Genomic DNA, 18,813 nt, shown 5'->3' with positions numbered 1-18,813 from the left:
CTCGAACTTGACCCACCCCTTGGAATAGATCGTCTAGAGCAGTTCCTCGCCCAGCAGGCACACACCGAAGCGTGCGGCGCATTCTCCCAGCTCCGTGTAGGCCATGGCGGCCGGCGAAGCGTCCCATATCGCGAACGTGAGAGCGGAGACCGCCTCGCCGCGCGTCATCCCCTGCTCCCACGGTGCGCCCGCAGCAGTACACCGCTCGGCGAGCCGGGCGTCGGACAGGCTCGCACTCTCCCGGCCAACCCCGGCCTGGACCTCGGCGACGCCCTCGCACCAGGCGCGGTGGCCTGCGGCCAGCAAGCCGTGCAGCGTGTTCGGGTCGCTCATGCGTTGGGCCCGGGCAGCGAGGTCGAGCAGCAGGGCGGTGGGGTTCATCTCCATGGCCATCTCCTCCAACCGCTGTACGGGCGGTGGGCGTCGAGCTGCCACTCCTTCCCGGCCTTGAGCAGCCGGGCGTTCTCCGCCCGCAGCCGGGCCAGCTCCGCCTGGGCGTGCTGCGGCCCGGGCGCGGCGGCACCCTCCGCCTCGCGCACCCACGTGCGCAGCGTCTCGGGATTCACGTTCAGATCGGTCGCGACGTCCTTGAACGTCTGCCGGCCGGCTGAAGCCCGCCACAACGCCACCGCGTCGGACCGGAACTCCGCGTTGTACTTCGAGGGTCTTGCCACGTGGATCTACACCTTCCTGGACCTACAAGATCCATTGTCAGGTGTGTCCACACCACAGGGGTAGCCTCAGCGCTACATCGTACCCACTGCGTCTGACACGCACCAGAACAAGCGGCGCCCGAAGCCATAAGAGGTGGCTTCGGGCACCGTGCACCCGGCGGAGCACCGGGTGTGGGTCAGCGCGCCCGAGCATCCATCGTGCTGTCCGCCGTCAAGGACGCTGCCCTCATGAAGAGCCTCCAGCCCGAGACCGCCACCGATGCCTGCCCCGGCACAGCTGTTGGGGACCTGGATCGACGCACAGCGGGACTGGTGCGCCAGGCGTCAGGCCGGTGGCGAAGGTGTCGCTACTTGATGAAGTCCGGCAGTACCCGCGGGGGCCACTGGCCGACGGTCAGCATGCCCATGGAGTGGGCACGCGCCACGAGGGCGGCGCGGTTCGGTGCCTTCAACTTCCGCAGCATGAGGCCGACGTGGTATTCGACGCCCTGCCGGCTGAGGTAGAGACGAGCGGCGAGCTGGACCGTGGAGGCGCCGCCGGCGACGCCCTCCAGGACCTGTGCGTCGAGCTTGCTGAGAAGCCGCTCGCCGGGGTTGAGGACTCCGTCCTCGGAGTCCGTGTCGGGTGCGTGGGCGTCCGGCCTGACCTGTACGACGATCCCGGCCAGCAGTCCGGTGGTGTTCTGTACGGCGATGCCCGTCAGTTCTCCGGAAAAGGCCCGCCCCTCGTCGCCCAGGCCGACCATGCGCTCGGCGAAGCGGTTGCAGCGTCCTTCCGACAACCGGTTGAAGTGCCGGTTGAGTACAGAGGGCGAGCCGGGGTGCAGGAGATCGTAGAGGCTCCGTCCGCAGATGTCGGCGGACGTTCTGCCGAACTGGCGGGAGAAATCATGCTCCGCCGCCACGATGTGCATGTCGGTGTCGATGTGTGCCGTGTAGAAGCGACGGCTGCTCTCCGTGCGATGTCGGTGATCGGGCTGAGTTCGGTGAAACCCCGAAGGACTGCGCGGGGCCGCCGCCCTGTCCCTGTTGTGCCAGGACCCTGTTACTCGCGTGGTCACTGCGACGCACCGTCTTTCTGTCTGCGGACGTGTGTCATCTCCTGAGAAAGCATGCTGGAAAGGCGTCTCGCGGGGGCCGTTGGCAGCCCTCCCGCTCACGTCGATGACGCTATCCCCAGAGATATAGTTACCTTCAAGGTCTAGTACTTCCCATTGGGAAGTGACCTGGTGAAGAGAGTGATCATGACGACCACATGCCTGAGCGGCCAGCACGCGCACCACGACGTCTACGCCGCCCAGTGCCCCTGCCGCGCCCTGCTCGACCTTCTCGCCAACAAGTGGTCCGCCCTGGCCATCGGCGCCCTCGAAGAGGGCCCCCAGCGTTTCGGCGAACTTCAGCGCAAACTCCAGGGCGTCAGCCCCAAGGTCCTGACCCAGACGCTGCGCCGCCTCGAGGACTTCGGCATCCTCGACCGCACGATCTACCCCGCCGTCCCCCTGCACGTCGAGTACACCCTCACCCCCCTCGGCCAGAGCGCCGCTATCCCGCTCAACGCACTCCGCGCCTGGGTCGAGGACAACATCGACAACACCCTCACCCCTGAGCCGGCCGTGCAGTAACCAGGGCAGAACGCACACCAGCGAGAGCATCACCGACGCCTGCCCAGCGGCGAAACCACCCACACTCATGACCCTTCTTCCGCCCAGCTCTTCGGTCCGTCGGGCCGCTCTGCCGAGCATCCCTGATCACGGCCTTCTGCATCCTTCAGCGCAGGGCGGCGGCCATCCACTCCCGGGTTGCCGCCGCCTGGTCCGGGTCCGGCTTGGGCGTACCGTTGATTGTCGCCACCAGGAAGTGGTACCTGGTGAGCAGTTTCAGGCCGGTCGAGTTGCCCTGCCACTGCGCCGCTTTGCCGTTCCGGTCGAACTCGACAATGCCGCGCCGGGCCTTGTCGACGTCGTGCTCCCCGGTCATGGCGGCGATCAACTCGGCCGAGTCGGCGGCCACACGCTCGGCGATGTCCCGGGCCTGCGAAGAATCCGCGGGCACGCCAGCCTGCTGGGCGTCCCGTGCCTCGAGGCGAAGCTGCCGATGCCTCTCGATGCGGGCCATCATCTCCGGTGAAGCGACCAGCTTGCCCTGCTCGGTGCCGAAGACACGGTGGAAAAAGTCCCGCAGCGCCGTTCGGAACTCCTCGTCCTGCACGATCTCGGCGAGTTCGATCCAGGCCTCCAGCTGCTCGGTGGACGGCTCCTCGGGCAGGTGCGGCCGCTGGCTGTGCAGCCGCTCGACATAGCTGGGATGGACGTCCAGGCCGTCGGTCACGAAGTCCCAGAGCTCGTTGATGAGCCGGTCACGGTCGTCGTCGGACATCGACACGAGCTTGTGCATCAGGCTCACCTGTTCTGTTGTGGTGTGTTGCCGCACAATGGTCCGCAGCACTGCGCGGCGTGTCCGGAACTGCCGCAACTGGTCCTCGACCAGCCGCAGATGTGTGACGGCCAGGTCGTGCAGGGTGCTCTCCGCGGCCAGCACCCGGCGGATGTCGTCCAGGCCGGCACCCAGGTCGCGCAGGGTCCGCACGCATTCGAGCCGGGCGATGGCGTGCACGTCGTACTGCCGGAAGCCGCCCTCGGTGAGGCAGGTGGGCGCAACGACGCCCTCGTCGGCGTAGAACCTGATCGCACTCACACTCAGGCCCGTGCGGCGCGCGACTTCCCCGATGGAGTAGAGCTCGTTCATGCCCGTCACTATGGGATCTCAAGCGGCCTGAGAGTCAAGGGGCCAACCGCGACAAGACCCCGCAAGCGGACTCGCCGGACTCCACTCACACACCTCGATGATCCGGATCGGAGTCCTCCCCCGGTCCGCCCGTTGATCATGACTCGATACGCGCCCTAGTCACCATCGGCAGCCTCCCCTCGGTTACGAGATCGCTTGGGCACAAGGTCGGCGAGCGCCTCGCTGGTGTACCGCAACGGCTCGGGTACGGAGTCCAGCGCCCCGACCCCGGCAGCCCGGTTCCGCGCGCGCCGGCGTGCGGACCACAGCTCCCTGTCCAGCAACCCGTCCAGGAACATCACGTTCACCCGCCAACCACGGCCCTTGACAACCCCCAGGTCCTTGGCCAACTCCCCGCGGATCACCATGTCGGACAGAAACTTCGTGTGCACGTCCAGCCGACGTCCCCCACCGGTGTCCCGGAGAATCTCGGTGGCCAGGCGGACCTCCTCGATCAACCTGTTCCGCACGGTCGGGTCCGGGATATACCGCGCCCGCCGGAACAGCCCGCGCCTGGGCACGTGCCGGACCAGACCCTGCGCGACGAGCGCGTCACGATGCCAGTGGAACGCGTTGCGCCGCCGATACCGACGCAACAACAACTTGCGCTCCGCCGCCGCTTCGGGCTCCTTCGCCAACACGGCCAGCAGCTCGTCTGCCCAGGCCAGACCGACAGGAGTGCGGTCGACCACCTCAATCACGTCTGCGTTCCAGCGAAGCCCGTTCACGTAGAACGTCGTGTTCCTGCGGTGCCGGAGCAGCAGTTTGCCGCGCAGCGCAAGTTCACCGACTTCGGCCACGTTGCAGCCGGCCCTGGCCTGGTCAGAGTCGATCGTCTTGCCGGTGTCGGCGAGGGAGAGCAGCGCGAATTCCTCGGGCAGCGTCAGCGGACCAGCCATGTGTTCATCCTTCCCGGACTGGAGCCTGCATCGAAGGCGGAGAGCCATTCGTTGGTCGCGGCAATGTGGGCGGTTGCTTCGTCAAGCGCGTCGAGAGGGAGGTGAACTGGGATGCCACGGTTGTGGCCGCACCACGTGCTCTGCTTCCTGTTCGAAGGGGCTTCCTGTCATGAGTCGGCACCACGAATGCGGTGTGCTCGCCTGCGATCCCGCGAACGCGACAGCTCAGTTACAGCAGTCTGTACTCGTGGGCAACCAGCCTGGCGGCTGGACTGACGGGGGGCACATCCCGCGGACGACACCGAGGTCTGCCGTCACGCCAGCCCTGGACGCGTGGCGGGCTGAGCCCGGATCTCAGACCGTGACACTCTCGCCGACCTCAAGGGACATCAGCGGCACACCGGTCAGGTCGCCGATGAACTGCGCGAACGAGGCACCCTCATCTTCGCTCAACGTGAGGTCGTGGATCCGGATGGAACGCGACGGCTTCGCGGCTCGCACGAAGTCGATGCCCTCGCCGAGACTGGTCCACGGGCCGCTCGCCGGCACGAGCAGTGTGTGGACCTCGTTGTCAGGCACGAAGTAGGAGTCGCCGGGGTGGTAGACGGTGCCGTCGATCAGGTAGGCGACGTTGGTCATGAGCGGGAGGTCAGCGTGGACGGCCGCGTGGTGCTCGCCGAAGACGGCCACGTGGAATCCTGCGGCTTCGAAGTTGTCGCCGGCAAGAACCGCCACGACACGACCGTCGTGCACGCCGAGCTCGGTCGCGACGTTTGCGGGTGCCCACACGTGTAGCGACGGCTGAGCATCGAGAGCTGCTTTCAGGATGCCGGCGTCGAAGTGGTCAGGGTGGTTGTGCGTGATGAGCACGGCCGTCGTGCCGGAGACGAGCTCTGCCGAGTTGGGCGTGTACGACCCCGGGTCGATCACGAGGGTGGAGTCGCCCTTGGTGAGGACGACGGTGGAGTGCGTGTGTTTCGTGAGTTCCACGTGGATATCCTGACGAGTTGAAGGTGAGCAGCTTCGCTTGACTGGGCACGTCACGCCGGTCTGGACAAGGTTGTCGATGCCACCCCGGTCACGTCGGCGCCGTCAACCGGCCCGTCATTGACCGGCTCACCCAGACACAGGTCCGCCAGCCTCATCAGATCAGCAACCGAATCCTGCGCGCCGTCCAAGCGAACGGCGGCCCTCCACCCCAACCGTGAGGCCGCAGGTCGACGACGTCGCCGACGCCGGACAGGTCGACACCCTCCTAGACGTCGTCGGCCGTGGACGCCAAGAGGAAGACCAAACCGACAGGTGCTGCTTGTGAGCCATGCCATCACGCTATGCACGGACGTTCGTACTGTGAATGATTGCTGATCCGTGTTTCTTGCGCGAGAGTTCGGATATGGCCGATGACCAACTGTCCGAGGCGCTGGACCTCGTCGAGGTCCGCGGGGTGCTGTCCAGCGGTATCGCGGGGCGGGGCCCCTGGGTGACCCGTGTGCCCGCCGCTTACCCGTTGCAGCCGTCCGCCGCCCACCCGCTGAAGTTCCTCATCATGGTGCGCGGCCGGGCCCGGCTGTCCACCGACGGCGTCGACGGGCCGATCGAGCTCGAGCCCGGCGACATCGCGATCCTCAACCGCCGCACGTGGCTGCACGTCGAGAGCGGCGCCGGCGACGGGCCGCGCCGCGAGATCCTGCCCGAGATCGGCGTGCCCACCGCCCGCCTCGCCGGCGACGACAGTGGTGTGGACGACCTGCTCATCGGCGGTCGTGTCGAACTCAACCCGGCCGGTGACGCACTGCTGCTGGAGACGCTCCCGCCATTGGGGCACATCCGGGCGGCGGCCGACGCCGCAGGCGCCCTGCACGCCAGGCTGCACCAACTGTTCGACGAGGTGACCGGGAACCGGATGGGCTCGACCTTCGCGATCCAGCAACACGCGCAACTCCTGCTGCTGGAGATGCTGCGCGCGTACGTCGACCAGGCCGAACTGCCCCCGGGCTGGCTGCGGGTGCTCACCGACCAGCGACTGCGGCCGGCGCTGCGCCTCATGCACGCCGAACCTGGAAGGCACTGGGGCCTCGAGGAACTGGCACGCGAGGCGGCCATGTCGCGCACGACGTTCGCCGAACGCTTCCGTGCCGTCGCGGGCGTGCCGCCGCTGGCCTACCTCAACCGCTGGCGGATGCTGCTCGCCCGGCGGGCCCTGCGCGACAGCGACATCCCCGTTCGGTCGTTGGCCGCCGAACTGGGCTACACCTCGGAGAGCGCCTTCAGTAACGCGTTCAAACGCGAGGTGGGCGAGTCGCCGCTACGCCACCGACACCGGATGCGCAGCGAACTTGCAGCAGTCCGTGCCTGACAGTAGTCAGTCAGGGACGTTAGCAGCGGCACTCAGAAGCAGAGCCCGCGCCGGACACACTCGTGGCGTCGGCAAGATCCGCCAGCAACCGTGCACCGGCATGCCCGACGGCCCACGAACCATCGGCACTGACATAGACCTTGGGACGCAACCCGACACCCTGCACGTGGAAAGTGCCCTCCGCCTGGACCGACGGAACCCCTCAGCAAGGTTCATCGTCCCAGGTCAGGAAGGCACTTTCGCGTTTCCGCCTCGCCAGCCGCCAAACCCGAGCGAAACGGCGAGGTTAACCCGAACCTCGGGCACCTCGTCGGCGGCATACTTCACTTGAAGCGGCGGGGGCCGGAAACGGATCGGAAGCCACCGCTCCAGTCCCCGACCCTACTCAGCCCAGGTTCCACTCCTGGTTCGCCTGACTGTTGCAGCTCCAGAGCTGGATCTTGGTGCCGTTGCTGGTGCCGTTGTTGCTCACGTCGAGGCACAGGCCGGAGTACACGTTGGTTATGGTCCCGTCCGGGTTGAGCCTCCACTGCTGGTTGACCTGGCCGGTGCAGGTCCAGATGTTGGCCTCTGTGCCGTTGGTGGTGCCCCACCCGGCGTCGTCCAGGCACATCTGGCTGCTGCCGTTGAACAGGGTGATCTCGTTGGCCGAGTTGTGTGTCCAGGTCTGGTTCGACTGGCCGTTGCAGTCCCAGATCTGCTGCTGGGTTCCCGGCGTGATGCTCCAGTTGTTGTCGTCGATGCATTTGTCCGCGCCGACCGCGTGGATCGCGGTGGTGCCGATGCCGCTGTTGGTGGTGACGCCGGCTTGCGCGACGACTTCCTGCGCTCCTGCGGGCCAGTTGTAACCGCTGACCTGGACGTTGCCGGTCAGGACGTTGTTGTGCGGGGAGCCGGTGGCGACGACGGTGGCGCCGGCGTTGTACCAGTTGTCGGCGAAGGTGTTGTCATCGGTGTTGTTGTTGGCGCTGGCGTTCGTGTTCGCCCAGACTCCGGTGTCCTGCAGGACGTTGTTCTGCAGCGTGATGTAGCGGGAGCCTTCGTCGAGGTAGAGTCCTACGGTGTTGTGGTTGTCGTAGACGTAGTTGTCGGCGATGAAGCCACCGGGGTTCGCGGACAGGTTGTAGATGCTGCCGCCGTCGTGGAAGACCTTCTTTGTGTCGTGCACCTTGTTGTAGGTCACGATGGTTTTGTTCAGTGTGGTCGGCGTGGTGTATATGGGCTGGTAGTTGTAGGTGCCTCGGTTGACGTAATCCTGGCTGCCTCCACGGTCGTTGATGCCCCAGCCCCAGCCGACGTCGATGCCGTCGTAGCCGAGGTTCGAGACCTCGTTGTGTGTGATGACGGCGTGCGAGACGTACGTGGACAGGATGCCGGGCATGTCTTTGTAGTCCTGTGCAACGCCGGTCACGAGGTTGTTGCTGATGGTGATGTTCTGGTCGGTCATTGCGGAGTCGGACGGGTGGTGCGCGTTCGGCTGGACTCCGCCGACGACCACGCCCCCTCCGGAGTCGTTGGTGAAGGTGTTGCCGTTGACGGTGATGTTCGAGGCGCCGAGTCCGGTGCCGGAGTCGACGGCGTCGTTGTTCTGGCCGATGCCCAGGCCGACCTCGCCGAGGTCGGTGAAGGTGTCGCCGCTGAAGCTGATCCCGTTCGCGGCGGAGACCTGAACCGCCGCGGGGGCCTCGCCCCAGCTGTTACGGGTGGATTCGAAGGCCTGGCAGCCGGTGGCACACGAGGTCAGGAAGTCGGAAGGCTCGTTGGAGTAGGTCCGGTTGAGGAACGTGCCGGTCTGTTGGTCGGCGTAGCCGATGTCGCTGCTGGGGGCCAGCCAGGTGGTGTCCTCGAAGCTGATGCCCTGGAACGCGAGGTTTTGCACGGGGGTGCTGTAGCTGCCGCTGATGTCCAGGAGCGAGGTTGTCAGGGGCAGTTCGACGTCGTGGACGGAGGGGTTCCAGCCGGACGGCGCCTTGTAGTAGAGCTGGCCGGCCTGCGGGTCGAGGTACCACTGCCCGGCCGTGTTCAGGAATGCGTACGAGTTCTCCAGCTGGAGAGTCCCTCCGGCGAAGGGGTTCTCCATGGTGTCGTAGCCCCAGCCGTTGTTCTGCCAGGCCGGTTCCTGCATGGTGATGCTCGTGCCGCTGATGCTCTTCACCGGCGTGAAGCGGTCGGTGAAGGAGTTCTGGGCCTCGAGCTCGATCCGGTTCTGCTTTGGCAGGTTGGCGATCCAGTTCAGGTTCGAGTTCTGGATCGTCAGGCCGGCGCTGGTGAAGGCGACATCGCTGCGGGCGATGTTCATCGCGGCGCGCGGTGCCAGTGAGCCGTCGACGAAGAGCTGGCGCGAGTCGACTCCGACGGGGACGGACGCGGCGTAGATGTTGTTGGTCGAGTCGTGCAGGGTCCAGCCGGTCACCTGCTGGCCGCCGGAGATCACCGGGGACTGGCCCGGGGCGGCCTGCCATCTGACCGTGTGTCCGTTCGTGCCCGAGTCCGCGCTGGTGAGGTTCAAAGGTGAGGTCAGGCGGTAGGTTCCGCCGGCGAGCTGTACGACGATGTCGCCGCTCATGTGGCCGTCGATGGCTTCGACGGACGTCTTCGCCTGTGTCAGGGAGCAGGGCGTGGCCGAACTGCACGCAGTCCCGGAGCCGGTGGGGGAGACGAAGACGGTGGCGGAGACGGAGGCGTGGGCCGCCGTCGGTGTGACGAAGGCGGCGGAGACCAGGAAGCCTGTCGCTGCCGCAATCGTCGCGGTGAGGCGTCGGCCGACCCGTCCTTGGTAGGGGTGTGACGACATTGTCCGGTTCCCTTTCGCTGGCATTTCGTTGTGCGCCCTCCCGAGGGCGCTGTGGAGCACCGCCGGCCGGTCGCGGCGCGGCGGGGACTGGGCGACGCGGATGCGCCTGGATTTCACAGGCTCAGGGCTGTGTCGTTTCGCGCAGGTGCCAGATCTCGGGCGCCTCGGACCAGCGGCTGTCGTGGGGGCGTCCGGCCAGGGCTCCTGGCAGGGTTCGGTGAAGGTCCACCAACGCTGCGTTTCGGGGTCGGCCTTGACGGAGGCGAGGTCGGCCTCGAAGTCGTCGCCGTGGTACTCGAAGTAGGCGAACAGGGTGTCGCCGTGCAGGAAGATGCTGTAGTTGCGGATGTGCGCGGCACGCAGGGCGGCCTCGACGGCCGGCCAGACGGCGCGGTGCAGGGCGAGGTACTCCTCCCGGCGTTCCGGGAGCAGCCGCGTGGTCTGAGCGATGCGCCTCATCGTGCTTCCTTTCGGGCCAGGTCGGCCGCCTGGAACCGGGAGGGAACGAGCCGGTAGATACGCTCCGCGTTGCCGCGCAGCACCGCGTCGTTGGCGGTCCACGAGGAGAGGCCGAGCGCCTCGCGGACCAGGTCGAGCCAGGCGCGGTAGTCGGTGGCGAGCAGCATCACCGGCCAGTCGCACCCGAACAGGCAGCGGTCGGGGCCGCACACGTCGAGCGCTTCGCGCAGGAGCGGGAGCGCGAACGCGGACGGGGTGTCCGGTGCGTGCCAGGTGGGTGGCCAGGCCGGAGAGCTTGCAGACGACGTTCGGTTGTTGCGCAAGCCGTCGCCATGCCTGCGACCACTGGCTCCTGGCGGCCGGCTTCGGCTTGCCGAGGTGGTCGAGGACGATCGTGGTGTGCGGGCAGGTGACGGCCAGCTGCGCCAGCTCGGGCAGCTGGTGTTGGCTAACGCGTGCGTCGAAGGGGAGGCCGGCCTCGCGATCGGCTGGATGTCCTCGCGGATGTGCGAGTCCTCGGTGAAGCCGGGTGCCTCGTCCTGGATGTTGCGGCGCACCCCGACGACGAACGGGTCCGCCGCGTACCGTCTGATCGTCTCGAGGGCTTCGGGGGGGCGTTCGAGCGGGACGTGGGCGACGGCGCTGCGGATCCGGGTGTGGTGTTCGGCCTGGCTGAGGACCCACTCGATCTCGTCCGTGGCCTGCCCATTTTCCCGGTCGGCCTCCATGAAGATCATCTCGATTGGCGTGGGACGGATCGCCGCGAATTGGTCTGCGGTGAAAGACCAGTTGAGATCGGGGGCCTCGTCCAGCCACGGATAGGCAGGGCAGCGCGGGTCCCGGAGGTGGACGTGGCGGTCGAGGACCGAGGGTGTGGCGCGACCGCTCACCGTGATCCGCCCTCGCGCTGCCCGTCGGACGGCTCGTCGAACGGGGTGCGGTAGGACGCGGGACGGGTGCGCAGCTCTAGTTCGAGGGAAAGGCGCACCCGGGTCGAACGGGGGAGGTGCACGCGCAGCCAGGGCCCGTTCACGTCGTGGGCCTCGGAGGTCTCCTCGACCGGCTCCGAGTGTCCGTAGTCGTAGAGGTCGCCGATCCAGGAGTCGTCGCGGCTGCGAGTGTGGCGGACGTTGCGAATGGTGTGCTGCGCGAAGGCACCCGCCTGGACGATCAGCGTGTGGTCCGCGGTCGGGTCGAGATTCACCAGTTCCACGACAGTCGCCTGCGGGTCGATGCTGGAGACCAGGGCCGCGACCGAGGGCGGCAGGCCCGGCCGGCGGGAGTCGGCGTCGTAGTAGCGCACCCGCGCCTGCTGCAGTCCGCCGTTGTAGAGGACCTGCGGACCACCCCAGGTCAGCTGCACCAGCGCCTCGGTGACCACCGGGTTGGTCAGCTGCCACAGGTGGATGTCGGCCTCGGCGACCTCCAGGCCGCGATAGCGTTCCATTCGCTGCATCCGGTGCCGCACCTGCGCCTGGGCGGCCGCGAGGATCCGCTCGGGATAGTCCGGGTCGTCGCCGGAGAGATAGGCGAACCAGGACTCCTCATGGTGCGCCTCCTCCTTGCTGCGGAAGGGGCGCACCGTGCGCCAGTCGATGCCGCTGGCCTCGCGCAGCCGTTCGATCCGTGCGCGGTCGGCGTCTGCGGCGGTGTGGTGCCACAGCGCGACGGGCACCGGCAGGGTCATCGGGTTGTAGTCGAACCAGCCCTCGTCGCCACGTCGGAAGGGGACGTGCAGGGTAGGCGTGTGCACGTCCTCGCGCAACTGCGCGACCCACTTGGACTGGAGGCTGGAGTCGGCCTCGGTAAAGGGCATCACCTTGCCGCGGGCGATCATCTCGTCGAGCGCGGGGCGCACCAGGTCGAGGTAGGAGTCGTCGCCGGTGGCCTCGGCTGCGGCCAGTGCGGCGACCGTGGCGGCGTGTCCGACGCTATGCCAGCCGTGTGGCCAGGACCAGCCGTAGTGGCCGCCGTAGGGGCGTCCTTCGTGCAGGCCACCGACGGTGCCGTCCGGGGCGACGTTGTCCGGGAGTACTCCGCCGGCGGCCGCCGCGCGCTCGCGCCACGCGCCGACGTACTCGGCTATCCAGTCCCGGTAGCGGGTGTCGCCCGAGAGGATCAGCGCGTTGAGCACGAGTCCGCTGGCGGCGAGGTTGACCGCGGTGTCACCCCGGCCCATGCGGCGGCGCATCTGCTCACCGAGGCGCGGGTCGCTCTCCAGCGGCGGGCTCTCTCCGTCGGCGAGGATCCAGTTGAGCGGGAAGCCGTACATCTGCGCTTCCTGCGGCAGCCAGGGATAGGCGTCGCCGTCGGACAGGCCTTCGCGCTCGGGATCGCTGCCGTTGTGAGGACGGGTGATGATGCGGTGCTCGGGGTCGTAGTTGCCGTGTGCCGGGTCGACGTAGAGCTCGGCGAACCGCAGTGCTCGCTCGGTCCAGCGCTTTGGGGCGGCCATGCACAGGAAGTAGAACAGCAGCAGGCTCTCGCTCTGGTGGAACCAGTCGTAGCCGCGCTCGTACTCGTCCTTGAGCATGCCCAGCTCGGTGAGCTGGCGGGTCACGCCTTCCCAGTGCCGCTCCGACTCGGCCAGCAGGTCGTCTGCGCCGCCGAGCAGGTAGAGCTGCGGCCAGTTGAAGAAGGTCTCGTAGAAGTCGTCCACGCCGTCGCGCGTGGTCAGCTGCCCGTCGTAGTTCAGACGTCCGTCCGGCCCGGTGAAATCGCGGGCGAAGCGCCGCCAGACCTGGTCGAGCAGGTCGAACAGCTGGCGCTGCGCCGTCGCCCAGCCCGGCGGTTCGAGGAGTGGCACCGAGGCCATGATGACGGGGTCCATGGGACGGTTCTCCGTTTCGGGCGGTGCGGCACCCGCACCCGGCGGCGATGCGGGCGGGCGTGGTGACGCGGTGGGGACGTGTCGTGGTGAGTCCGGTCGCTCAGTCCTTGGTGGCGCCGGCGAGCATGCCCGCGACCAGGAAGCGCTGGGAGAGGAGGAAGACCACGAGCACAGGAACGATGGCCAGCAGGGTGGCGAGGGCGAGCTCCGGCCGCTGGACGGCAAGCGATCCCACCGTCGGGTTGAACTGCGGCACGTCGTTCAGGAGAGTGCCGAGCCCCACCTGGACGGGGAACTGGTCGCTCTGCGGCAGTAGCACGTACGGCAGGAAGTAGTTGGTCCAGTTGGCGACGAAGCTGAAAAAGCCCACGAGCGCGACGACGGGTGTGGCCAGAGGCAGCGCGACCCGACGAAAGGTGCCGAACTCCGAGCAGCCGTCGAGCCGTGCGGCCTCCAGCAGCGACCGGGGAATGGCCGTACTGAAGTAGATGTACGCCAGGTAGACCCCGAACGGGTAGAACGAGTAGGGCAGGATGACCGACCACATCGAGCCGATCAGGTGCACCGCGTTCATCTCCAGGAACAGCGGTACCACCAGCGTCGCGCTCGGCATCAGCATGACCACGAGCGTCGCCACCAGCAGCGTGTGCCGACCGCGGAACTCGGTAAGGGCAAGGGCGTAGCCCGCCGGGATGGCGACCACCAGGGTGATGGCGAGCGCGAGGAACGTGTACAGCGCGGAATTGCGCAGCCACAGGAAGAACGTGTCGCCCTGATAGCCCGTCAGCGTGTTCCAGTTGGCCCGCAGGGCGTGGAAGGAGCCGAACGACAGCGGGTTGGAGTGCACGAGCTGGTCGTCGGTCTTCGTCGCGGCCAGCACCAGCCACAGCACCGGCAGGACGAAGAAGACCGCGAAGAGAAGCAGTACCAGGGTGGTGAGCGGGTTTTTCAGAGCGCGTCGCGCGGGGTTGTGGAAGTCAGTCCGCATCGAAGAACCCCGATCTGGCGACGAACACCGCGGCGACCCCGAGTCCGAGCAGGAGCAGTTCGACCGAGACGGCGGCAGCGGTGTTGACGTTGTTGTTCTGGAAGGCGAAGTCGTAGGAGAGCTGGTTGAGCGAGTAGTCCCGCCCCGCCACTCCGACGCTCGCCTGCGAGAGCAGCTGCGGCTCGACGAACAGCTGTGTGCCACCCGCGAAGGCGAGGATGACCATGTAGACGATCCACTTGCGCAGCATCGGGATCTGAATGCGCCGGGCGGTCTGCCACGGGCCGGCGCCGTCGATGCGCGCAGCTTCGAGGATGTCCGGCGCGATGTTGTTGAGAGCGCCGTACATCACCAGGATCCAGCCGCCCGCGCCGGTCCAGAACGCGATGAGGGTGAACAGGAGCGGCAGCCCCCCGGGGGCCACGACGTCGTCGAAGGTGGTCAGGCCCAGAGCGCGCAGCAGGAAGGCGACGGGGCTGACCGTCGGGTCCAGGATGAACAACCACACCATGACGCTCGCCGCGCCGGCCAGGGCTCCGGGGAGGTAGTACACGAACCGCAGAGCCTTGCTGAGGCCTCGGGACGCGAGCCGGTGCAGCAGCAGCGCGAGCCCGACGACCAAGATCACCAGGGAGGCGAGCCAGAAGACGAGGTAGAGCGCCACGTGTTCGACGGCCGGCAGGAACCGGAAGTCGTCCGCCGCGCCGGTGAAGTTCGAGAACCCGGCGAAGGTGTCTCCGGCGGTGGTGAAGGCGAAGTAGATCGCGTAGACGGTCGGGACGACGCCGAACGCGATCAGCAATAGCACATACAGGGCGACGAAGCCGTGCCCGGCCCGGACGGGCCAGAGCGTGCGTCGCCTGGCGCGCTCCGACCCGACCCGGTTGTCTTCCGTCATGTTCACCGGCTGACCTTGTATCCGTCGGCCTGCGCGTAGTTGGATATCGCTGTCTGCCAGGCCGGCAGCAGCGAGACGATGCTCTTGCCCGCCGTCATGCCGGGGGTGATGGTCGCCGCCCAGATCGCCTCCTGGCTGTACTGCGGGTAACCCCAGCCCGGCCAGATCTGGTTTGCGGCGCTCTGCAGGGTTGGGGAGACGTCGTTGGCGTAGTACCCGGACGTGCTCTGGGCCTTCAGCCAGGTCTTGGCCGCTGGCGCGTAGGCGGGGTATCCCGGGGCGATTTTGCCCTGGTAGTCGTCGGAGGTCGTCACCCACTTCAGGAACGCGGTCGCGTCCTTGAGGTTCTTGCTGTGTGCGGACAGCAGCCAGGTACCGCCGCCGACGTTGCCGACCGACGGACTGGTGTCGCCGGCCCACTGCGGCATCGGCGCGGCCGCGATCTGGCCCTTGGGGGTCTTGAAGGTGCCCTGGAACAGCGCGCCGCCGAACCAGGAGGGGCCGGGCAGCATGAGGATCTTGTCCGCGTCGTTCTTGTCGAAGTCCGCGCTGAACACGCTGCTGGTGGACATGGTGTGGGCCTTGACAAGGGTGTCCAGCAGCGAGGCCATCTTGGTGCACTCGGCGCTGCTGGTGTTCACCGTGGCAGCCTTCGGCCCGGTGACCAGGTTGGCGCCGCACTTGCTCGCCCACATGTAGATCTCCGGCGTGAAGGTGTCACCGGCCGAGCCGACCAGGTAACCCGGGTGCTCGGCGGCGACCTTCTGGCCCAGGGCCCGGTACTGCTCCCAGGTGGTCGGCACCTGGTAGCCCCACTTCCTCATCAGCGAAGCGTTGTACCACAGAGCCGTCTGTGACAGGTCGTTGCGCAGACAGTAGAGCGTTCCGCCGACGGTGCACGGCGCATTGGCGCCCCTCGCCCAGTTGTCCAGGGTGGACTGAGGTATCAGGCCCTTGTTCAGCGGGGCGGTGAAGCCGGACTGGACCGCCCAGGTGCTCTCGTTGTCCTGGGAGCTGAAGACCACGTCTGGCCAGCCGCTGCCGGTGCGGTTGAACAGGCTCACCTTGGTCTGCAGGTAGTTCGAGCCGTTGGAGTCCCCGTCGTAGGTGACGATGTCCATTTTCACCTGAGGGTTTTCCTTCTGATACAGCTGCGCTGCGGCCAAGCGGGTCGAGTCCACCCACACGGTCAGGGTGCCGCCGGTCTGGGCGGCGGGCGAGAAGCTGGACGGCCCGCCCGCCGTGGCTCCGCCCGTACCCCCGCCACAGGCGGTCGCGGCGCCAAGGGCAAGAGTGACCACGGCGGTGGCGAGAGCGACGCGTGCCCGGCCGCTCCTTGCTCTGCCGGCGTCGGCTCCTCGGGATGTGCGTGTCATGGAGGACTCCACTGCGTCGGGGTGCGGACATATCCGACTGGACAGGCGGGCTCTGACAACCGAAATGTGTATGACTCAAACTGCGCCCGCTGCTTCCTGCTGTGGGGAGCGACTCGCACCGGCTGGCAGGCCAGCGGGTCACCGTGATGTGACATCAGAGCCGGTAGTCGCCGGGTGCGTCAAGAGAATGTGCGGGCCTATTTCCGTGACGTTACGGCTGCGTCTCCTCGGCTCCTGACGTCGCCCCAGGTTGGAGCATCAGCACCGCTTTAGTGGTGAAAATGAGTCGTACTTATCCAGGGATCCCAAGGCGGTAGAAGGTATGCTCTTGTGCGGCGGAGGCAGTCGGTCATGCTGAACGTGGCCCTGACGAAGGAGAAGCACCCGGTGGACGGCGCGCCATCAGAGAGGGCATCGGATGCGCGACCGGGTGCCCCGGCAGCGAAGGGCGCCGCATACCGGCCCGGTTACGAAGTCGTCTCGGAGCAGATCCTCAAGCTGATCGCGGCGAGGCAGCTGCAACCGGGCGACCGGATGCCGACGGAGAACGAGCTGGCCTCGTCGCTGGGTACCAGCAGGACGGTCGTGCGCGAGGCGGTGAAGATCCTCTCGGCGATCGGCCGGGTCCGCGCCCAGAAGGGGCGGGGACTCTACGTCGCGGACGATGAGGGCATGCTCGGCTCGTCGCGCTGGGGCGGATTCTTCATGCCGACGGACCTCGACCAGATCTTCATGCTCTTCGAGTTCCGCCGCGTGCAGGAGACGGCCGCAAGCCGGCTCGCCGCGACCCGCGCCATCCCGGCGGAGCTGCGGGCGATCAAGGACGCCATGGATCTGTGCCGGGAGGGGCACGAGACGGGCCGCGACGCGCTCTTCGACCAGGGCGACGACGCGTTCCATCTCGGCGTCGCCGAGGCCTCGCACAACCCCTTCCTCGTCGCCGCCGTCCGCGAGGCCCGGCGGCTGCAGCGTCAGTCCAACACCATCGGCATGCACGGAGCGCTCGGCGACCACGCCAAGGACGCGATCGTGGAGCACGCCGCCATCTACGGCGCGATCCGCGACGGCGACCCGGACGCCGCGGCGGAGGCGACCAACGTTCATCTGGACAAGACGCTCGAGGACTACCGGCGAGAGATCCAGCGCCGCGTCTTCGGCTCGGGTTCGACCGAGAGCTGTTGACCCCTTCAGTGGTTGTGGACCGCTGGCGCGATCTTCGACAGTGATCACGGAGCGGCAGTACGCTTCACGTCAATTCGCCGACCTCTGCGCCGAGTCGAGTGTCATCCAGTCCATGGGCGCGGTCGGCACGAGCGCGAACAACACCGCCTGCGAGTCCTTCCGCGCCTCTCTGAAGGACTCCGTCGACCGATTCGCTGAATCGCTGTTCTGATCTTGGACGGTGGGCCAGTCTGGTGAGCACCAGCTCCAACTCGCGCGGAAGTTAGGAGGACTTGGCGATGTCGCTGCGTCCGGTTGCTGTCCCGCCTGTTCCCGAGATGAATGATTCCAAGGGGTGGCTGCGGACGTGAGGCGAGGGAGACCAAGGTCAGGATGTGACGCCAGACTTGGACTCCCTCGCGACCGCACTCTATGTGAAGACCGACGACCTGTTGAAGGATTCGCCGCAGCTCGCTCCGCGGCGTCCGGCGGTCGGTAAATCGCCGCGGCTCAGCGATGCCGGGCTGGAAGCGCTGGCGATGCTGGGCTTCACCTCCGAGGCCAGGGGGCCTCCGAGACGGCAAAAACCCTCACTCTCGTGATATCCGAACGCGCCACCAACGCCCTGCGCCACGCGGCGGCCGTTCCACCCTCCAACTCGGCGCCACCGCCGATGCGGTGCACGTCGCCGTCACCGCCCTCAACCCGTCATCCCCGCGGGAACGCGCCCCCGATTTCAAGGGTGGCGCCGGCGGGTTCGGATGGCCCATGGTCCGCCACCTCACCAGCGAGGCGACCATCACTCCCGCTCCCGGGCGAGGCAAGCCATCCATGCCCGCCTGCCACGGTGGCAGCGCGGCCAAGGGCTCGGGCCGGTCGGACGGAGCCTGCCGCGTGAGGTCCGACGTCGCACATGGAGTTCTACATCGGTCAGTCGGGGGCGGCATCTGTGGCTTTGGCGGAGTCCGTAAGAGCGTCGAGTCGGGCGGCGAGGCCGGGGTGGCTCGTGGTCAGGTGGGGGCGAGTGGCACTCAGGGGGCGGATGAGGGCGGCGGGGTCGTCGTCGGCGAGGGCCGCGTGGAGCTGCCTGAGCGGGGAACGCGCGGCGGCCGGAAGGTCGGTGAGGGCGGTGATCTGGCCGGCGATGCGGCGCAGGTCGGCGGCGTTGCGGCGGGCCCATGTGGCGGCGCTGCGTTCGGCGGCGCGGTGTTCGCGGGTTGCCCGGACGCGTTGTTCGCCGGTGGCGCCGACGGGTCCGGGCCGACCCCGCAGGTAGCGGCGTTCGGCGGCCTGGCGGCTGGCGACGCCGAGGGGGTGAGCGAGGTCGGCCCAGCTGGCGCCTGCGTGGCGGGCGGTTTCGATCAGGCCGGTTTCCCATCCGGCGAGCTGCTCGCGCACCTGTCGCAGCAGCAGCAGGGAGGCCAGGGCCTGCTCAGGGCCGGCGTCGGGGACGTCGGGGGAGCCGGGGGCTGCATGCCGGGCGTCGCGCAGGGCGTGGTCGATGGCGTGCAGGGCCGCCGCGGCGGCGAGAAACGATGCCGGGCTCTGAGCGCCGGCGCTGGAAGGGGCCGGCTGGTCGGCTGCTGTCACGGGC

At 67.7% G+C, this 18,813-nt stretch carries 15 protein-coding genes and 4 pseudogenes; 5 read left to right on the top strand and 14 right to left on the bottom strand.

The genetic code is table 11. From position 1 onward, the window contains the following. Positions 1-33 precede the first annotated feature (33 nt). From BIV25_RS42180 to BIV25_RS42170, 3 genes are all read right to left on the bottom strand, one after another. A complete protein-coding gene (locus BIV25_RS42180) occupies positions 34-387 on the bottom strand; it encodes a hypothetical protein (protein WP_071377882.1) in 354 nt (117 codons plus the stop codon). Continuing rightward, on the bottom strand, positions 378-674 hold the full coding sequence (locus tag BIV25_RS42175; RefSeq protein WP_071377881.1) for a transposase: 297 nt from the start codon (positions 672-674) through the stop codon (positions 378-380). The genes BIV25_RS42180 and BIV25_RS42175 overlap by 10 nt, the downstream gene beginning before the upstream one ends. 347 nt (positions 675-1,021) lie before the next feature. After that, positions 1,022-1,735: a LuxR C-terminal-related transcriptional regulator gene (locus BIV25_RS42170; RefSeq protein ID WP_371273137.1), complete on the bottom strand. Its 714-nt coding sequence runs from the start codon at positions 1,733-1,735 to the stop codon at positions 1,022-1,024. A gap of 183 nt (positions 1,736-1,918) precedes the next feature. On the opposite strand from BIV25_RS42170, the gene BIV25_RS42165 reads away from it, so the two are divergent. Next, on the top strand, positions 1,919-2,296 hold the full coding sequence (locus tag BIV25_RS42165) for a helix-turn-helix domain-containing protein (RefSeq protein ID WP_071377892.1): 378 nt from the start codon (positions 1,919-1,921) through the stop codon (positions 2,294-2,296). Positions 2,297-2,441: 145 nt separating this feature from the next. Here BIV25_RS42165 and BIV25_RS42160 read toward each other — a convergent pair whose 3' ends face one another. The 3 genes from BIV25_RS42160 to BIV25_RS42150 form a co-directional block, all read right to left on the bottom strand. Further along, positions 2,442-3,419, bottom strand: a complete 978-nt coding sequence (locus BIV25_RS42160; protein WP_071377879.1) for a MerR family transcriptional regulator — start codon at positions 3,417-3,419, stop codon at positions 2,442-2,444. A gap of 155 nt (positions 3,420-3,574) precedes the next feature. Then, a complete protein-coding gene (locus BIV25_RS42155; RefSeq protein WP_071377878.1) occupies positions 3,575-4,357 on the bottom strand; it encodes a GPP34 family phosphoprotein in 783 nt (260 codons plus the stop codon). Between the two features lie 354 nt (positions 4,358-4,711). Further along, a complete protein-coding gene (locus tag BIV25_RS42150; protein ID WP_071377877.1) occupies positions 4,712-5,347 on the bottom strand; it encodes an MBL fold metallo-hydrolase in 636 nt (211 codons plus the stop codon). Positions 5,348-5,750: 403 nt separating this feature from the next. Between BIV25_RS42150 and BIV25_RS42145 the strand changes: the two genes are divergently transcribed. After that, positions 5,751-6,713, top strand: a complete 963-nt coding sequence (locus BIV25_RS42145) for an AraC family transcriptional regulator (RefSeq protein ID WP_071377876.1) — start codon at positions 5,751-5,753, stop codon at positions 6,711-6,713. Between the two features lie 385 nt (positions 6,714-7,098). On the opposite strand, the gene BIV25_RS42140 is transcribed toward BIV25_RS42145, so the two are convergent. The 7 genes and pseudogenes from BIV25_RS42140 to BIV25_RS42115 all read right to left on the bottom strand — a co-directional run bounded on the left by BIV25_RS42140 (position 7,099) and on the right by BIV25_RS42115 (position 16,058). After that, positions 7,099-9,966 carry an RICIN domain-containing protein gene (locus tag BIV25_RS42140; RefSeq protein ID WP_143076797.1) on the bottom strand — a complete coding sequence of 956 codons (2,868 nt, stop codon included), beginning with the start codon at positions 9,964-9,966 and terminating at the stop codon, positions 7,099-7,101. Further along, a pseudogene (locus BIV25_RS54830) lies at positions 9,963-10,395 on the bottom strand (amidohydrolase). Before BIV25_RS54830 ends, BIV25_RS42140 begins: the two are co-directional and overlap by 4 nt. A gap of 116 nt (positions 10,396-10,511) precedes the next feature. Further along, positions 10,512-10,856 (bottom strand): annotated as a pseudogene (locus BIV25_RS54825) (amidohydrolase family protein); the annotation flags it as partial. After that, entirely contained in the window at positions 10,853-12,796 is a 1,944-nt protein-coding gene (locus tag BIV25_RS42130) for a hypothetical protein (protein ID WP_071377874.1), read from the bottom strand. The gene BIV25_RS42130 and the pseudogene BIV25_RS54825, both read right to left, overlap by 4 nt. Positions 12,797-12,896: 100 nt before the next feature. Next, complete coding sequence (locus BIV25_RS42125) at positions 12,897-13,784, bottom strand: carbohydrate ABC transporter permease (RefSeq protein ID WP_071377873.1); 888 nt, start codon at positions 13,782-13,784, stop codon at positions 12,897-12,899. Further along, a complete protein-coding gene (locus BIV25_RS42120) occupies positions 13,774-14,682 on the bottom strand; it encodes a carbohydrate ABC transporter permease (RefSeq protein WP_071377872.1) in 909 nt (302 codons plus the stop codon). The genes BIV25_RS42125 and BIV25_RS42120 overlap by 11 nt, the downstream gene beginning before the upstream one ends. A gap of 2 nt (positions 14,683-14,684) precedes the next feature. Continuing rightward, on the bottom strand, positions 14,685-16,058 hold the full coding sequence (locus tag BIV25_RS42115) for an ABC transporter substrate-binding protein (RefSeq protein ID WP_071377871.1): 1,374 nt from the start codon (positions 16,056-16,058) through the stop codon (positions 14,685-14,687). Positions 16,059-16,409: 351 nt separating this feature from the next. Here BIV25_RS42115 and BIV25_RS42110 point away from each other — a divergent pair, with 351 nt between their 5' ends. The 3 genes and pseudogenes from BIV25_RS42110 to BIV25_RS48580 form a co-directional block, all read left to right on the top strand. Then, the gene (locus BIV25_RS42110) at positions 16,410-17,240 is read left to right on the top strand and encodes a FadR/GntR family transcriptional regulator (RefSeq protein ID WP_079177229.1); all 831 of its coding nucleotides are present in this window, start codon (positions 16,410-16,412) and stop codon (positions 17,238-17,240) included. A gap of 24 nt (positions 17,241-17,264) precedes the next feature. Then, positions 17,265-17,415 (top strand): annotated as a pseudogene (locus tag BIV25_RS53780) (IS3 family transposase); the annotation flags it as partial. 199 nt (positions 17,416-17,614) lie between these two features. Then, positions 17,615-17,785: pseudogene (locus tag BIV25_RS48580) on the top strand (IS982 family transposase); the annotation flags it as partial. Between the two features lie 364 nt (positions 17,786-18,149). On the opposite strand, the gene BIV25_RS42105 reads toward BIV25_RS48580, so the two are convergent. Next, positions 18,150-18,809: a type III effector protein gene (locus BIV25_RS42105; RefSeq protein ID WP_071377870.1), complete on the bottom strand. Its 660-nt coding sequence runs from the start codon at positions 18,807-18,809 to the stop codon at positions 18,150-18,152. Positions 18,810-18,813 lie beyond the last annotated feature (4 nt).

This window comes from Streptomyces sp. MUSC 14 (assembly GCF_001866675.1).
GTDB lineage: Bacteria > Actinomycetota > Actinomycetes > Streptomycetales > Streptomycetaceae > Streptomyces.
The sequence above is the reverse complement of the archived record's forward strand: the minus strand, read 5'-3'. Positions and strand labels throughout refer to the sequence as shown.

Excerpts from the sequence above, each read along its gene's own strand:
- BIV25_RS42180 (WP_071377882.1), bottom strand. The coding sequence starts at position 387 with ATGGAGATGAACCCCACCGCCCTGCTGCTCGACCTCGCTGCCCGGGCC.
- BIV25_RS42165 (WP_071377892.1), top strand. The coding sequence starts at position 1,919 with ATGACGACCACATGCCTGAGCGGCCAGCACGCGCACCACGACGTCTAC.
- BIV25_RS42160 (WP_071377879.1), bottom strand. The coding sequence starts at position 3,419 with ATGAACGAGCTCTACTCCATCGGGGAAGTCGCGCGCCGCACGGGCCTG.
- BIV25_RS42155 (WP_071377878.1), bottom strand. The coding sequence starts at position 4,357 with ATGGCTGGTCCGCTGACGCTGCCCGAGGAATTCGCGCTGCTCTCCCTC.
- BIV25_RS42145 (WP_071377876.1), top strand. The coding sequence starts at position 5,751 with ATGGCCGATGACCAACTGTCCGAGGCGCTGGACCTCGTCGAGGTCCGC.
- BIV25_RS42140 (WP_143076797.1), bottom strand. The coding sequence starts at position 9,966 with ATGAGGCGCATCGCTCAGACCACGCGGCTGCTCCCGGAACGCCGGGAG.
- BIV25_RS42130 (WP_071377874.1), bottom strand. The coding sequence starts at position 12,796 with ATGGACCCCGTCATCATGGCCTCGGTGCCACTCCTCGAACCGCCGGGC.
- BIV25_RS42125 (WP_071377873.1), bottom strand. The coding sequence starts at position 13,784 with ATGCGGACTGACTTCCACAACCCCGCGCGACGCGCTCTGAAAAACCCG.
- BIV25_RS42120 (WP_071377872.1), bottom strand. The coding sequence starts at position 14,682 with ATGACGGAAGACAACCGGGTCGGGTCGGAGCGCGCCAGGCGACGCACG.
- BIV25_RS42115 (WP_071377871.1), bottom strand. The coding sequence starts at position 16,058 with ATGACACGCACATCCCGAGGAGCCGACGCCGGCAGAGCAAGGAGCGGC.
- BIV25_RS42110 (WP_079177229.1), top strand. The coding sequence starts at position 16,410 with ATGCTGAACGTGGCCCTGACGAAGGAGAAGCACCCGGTGGACGGCGCG.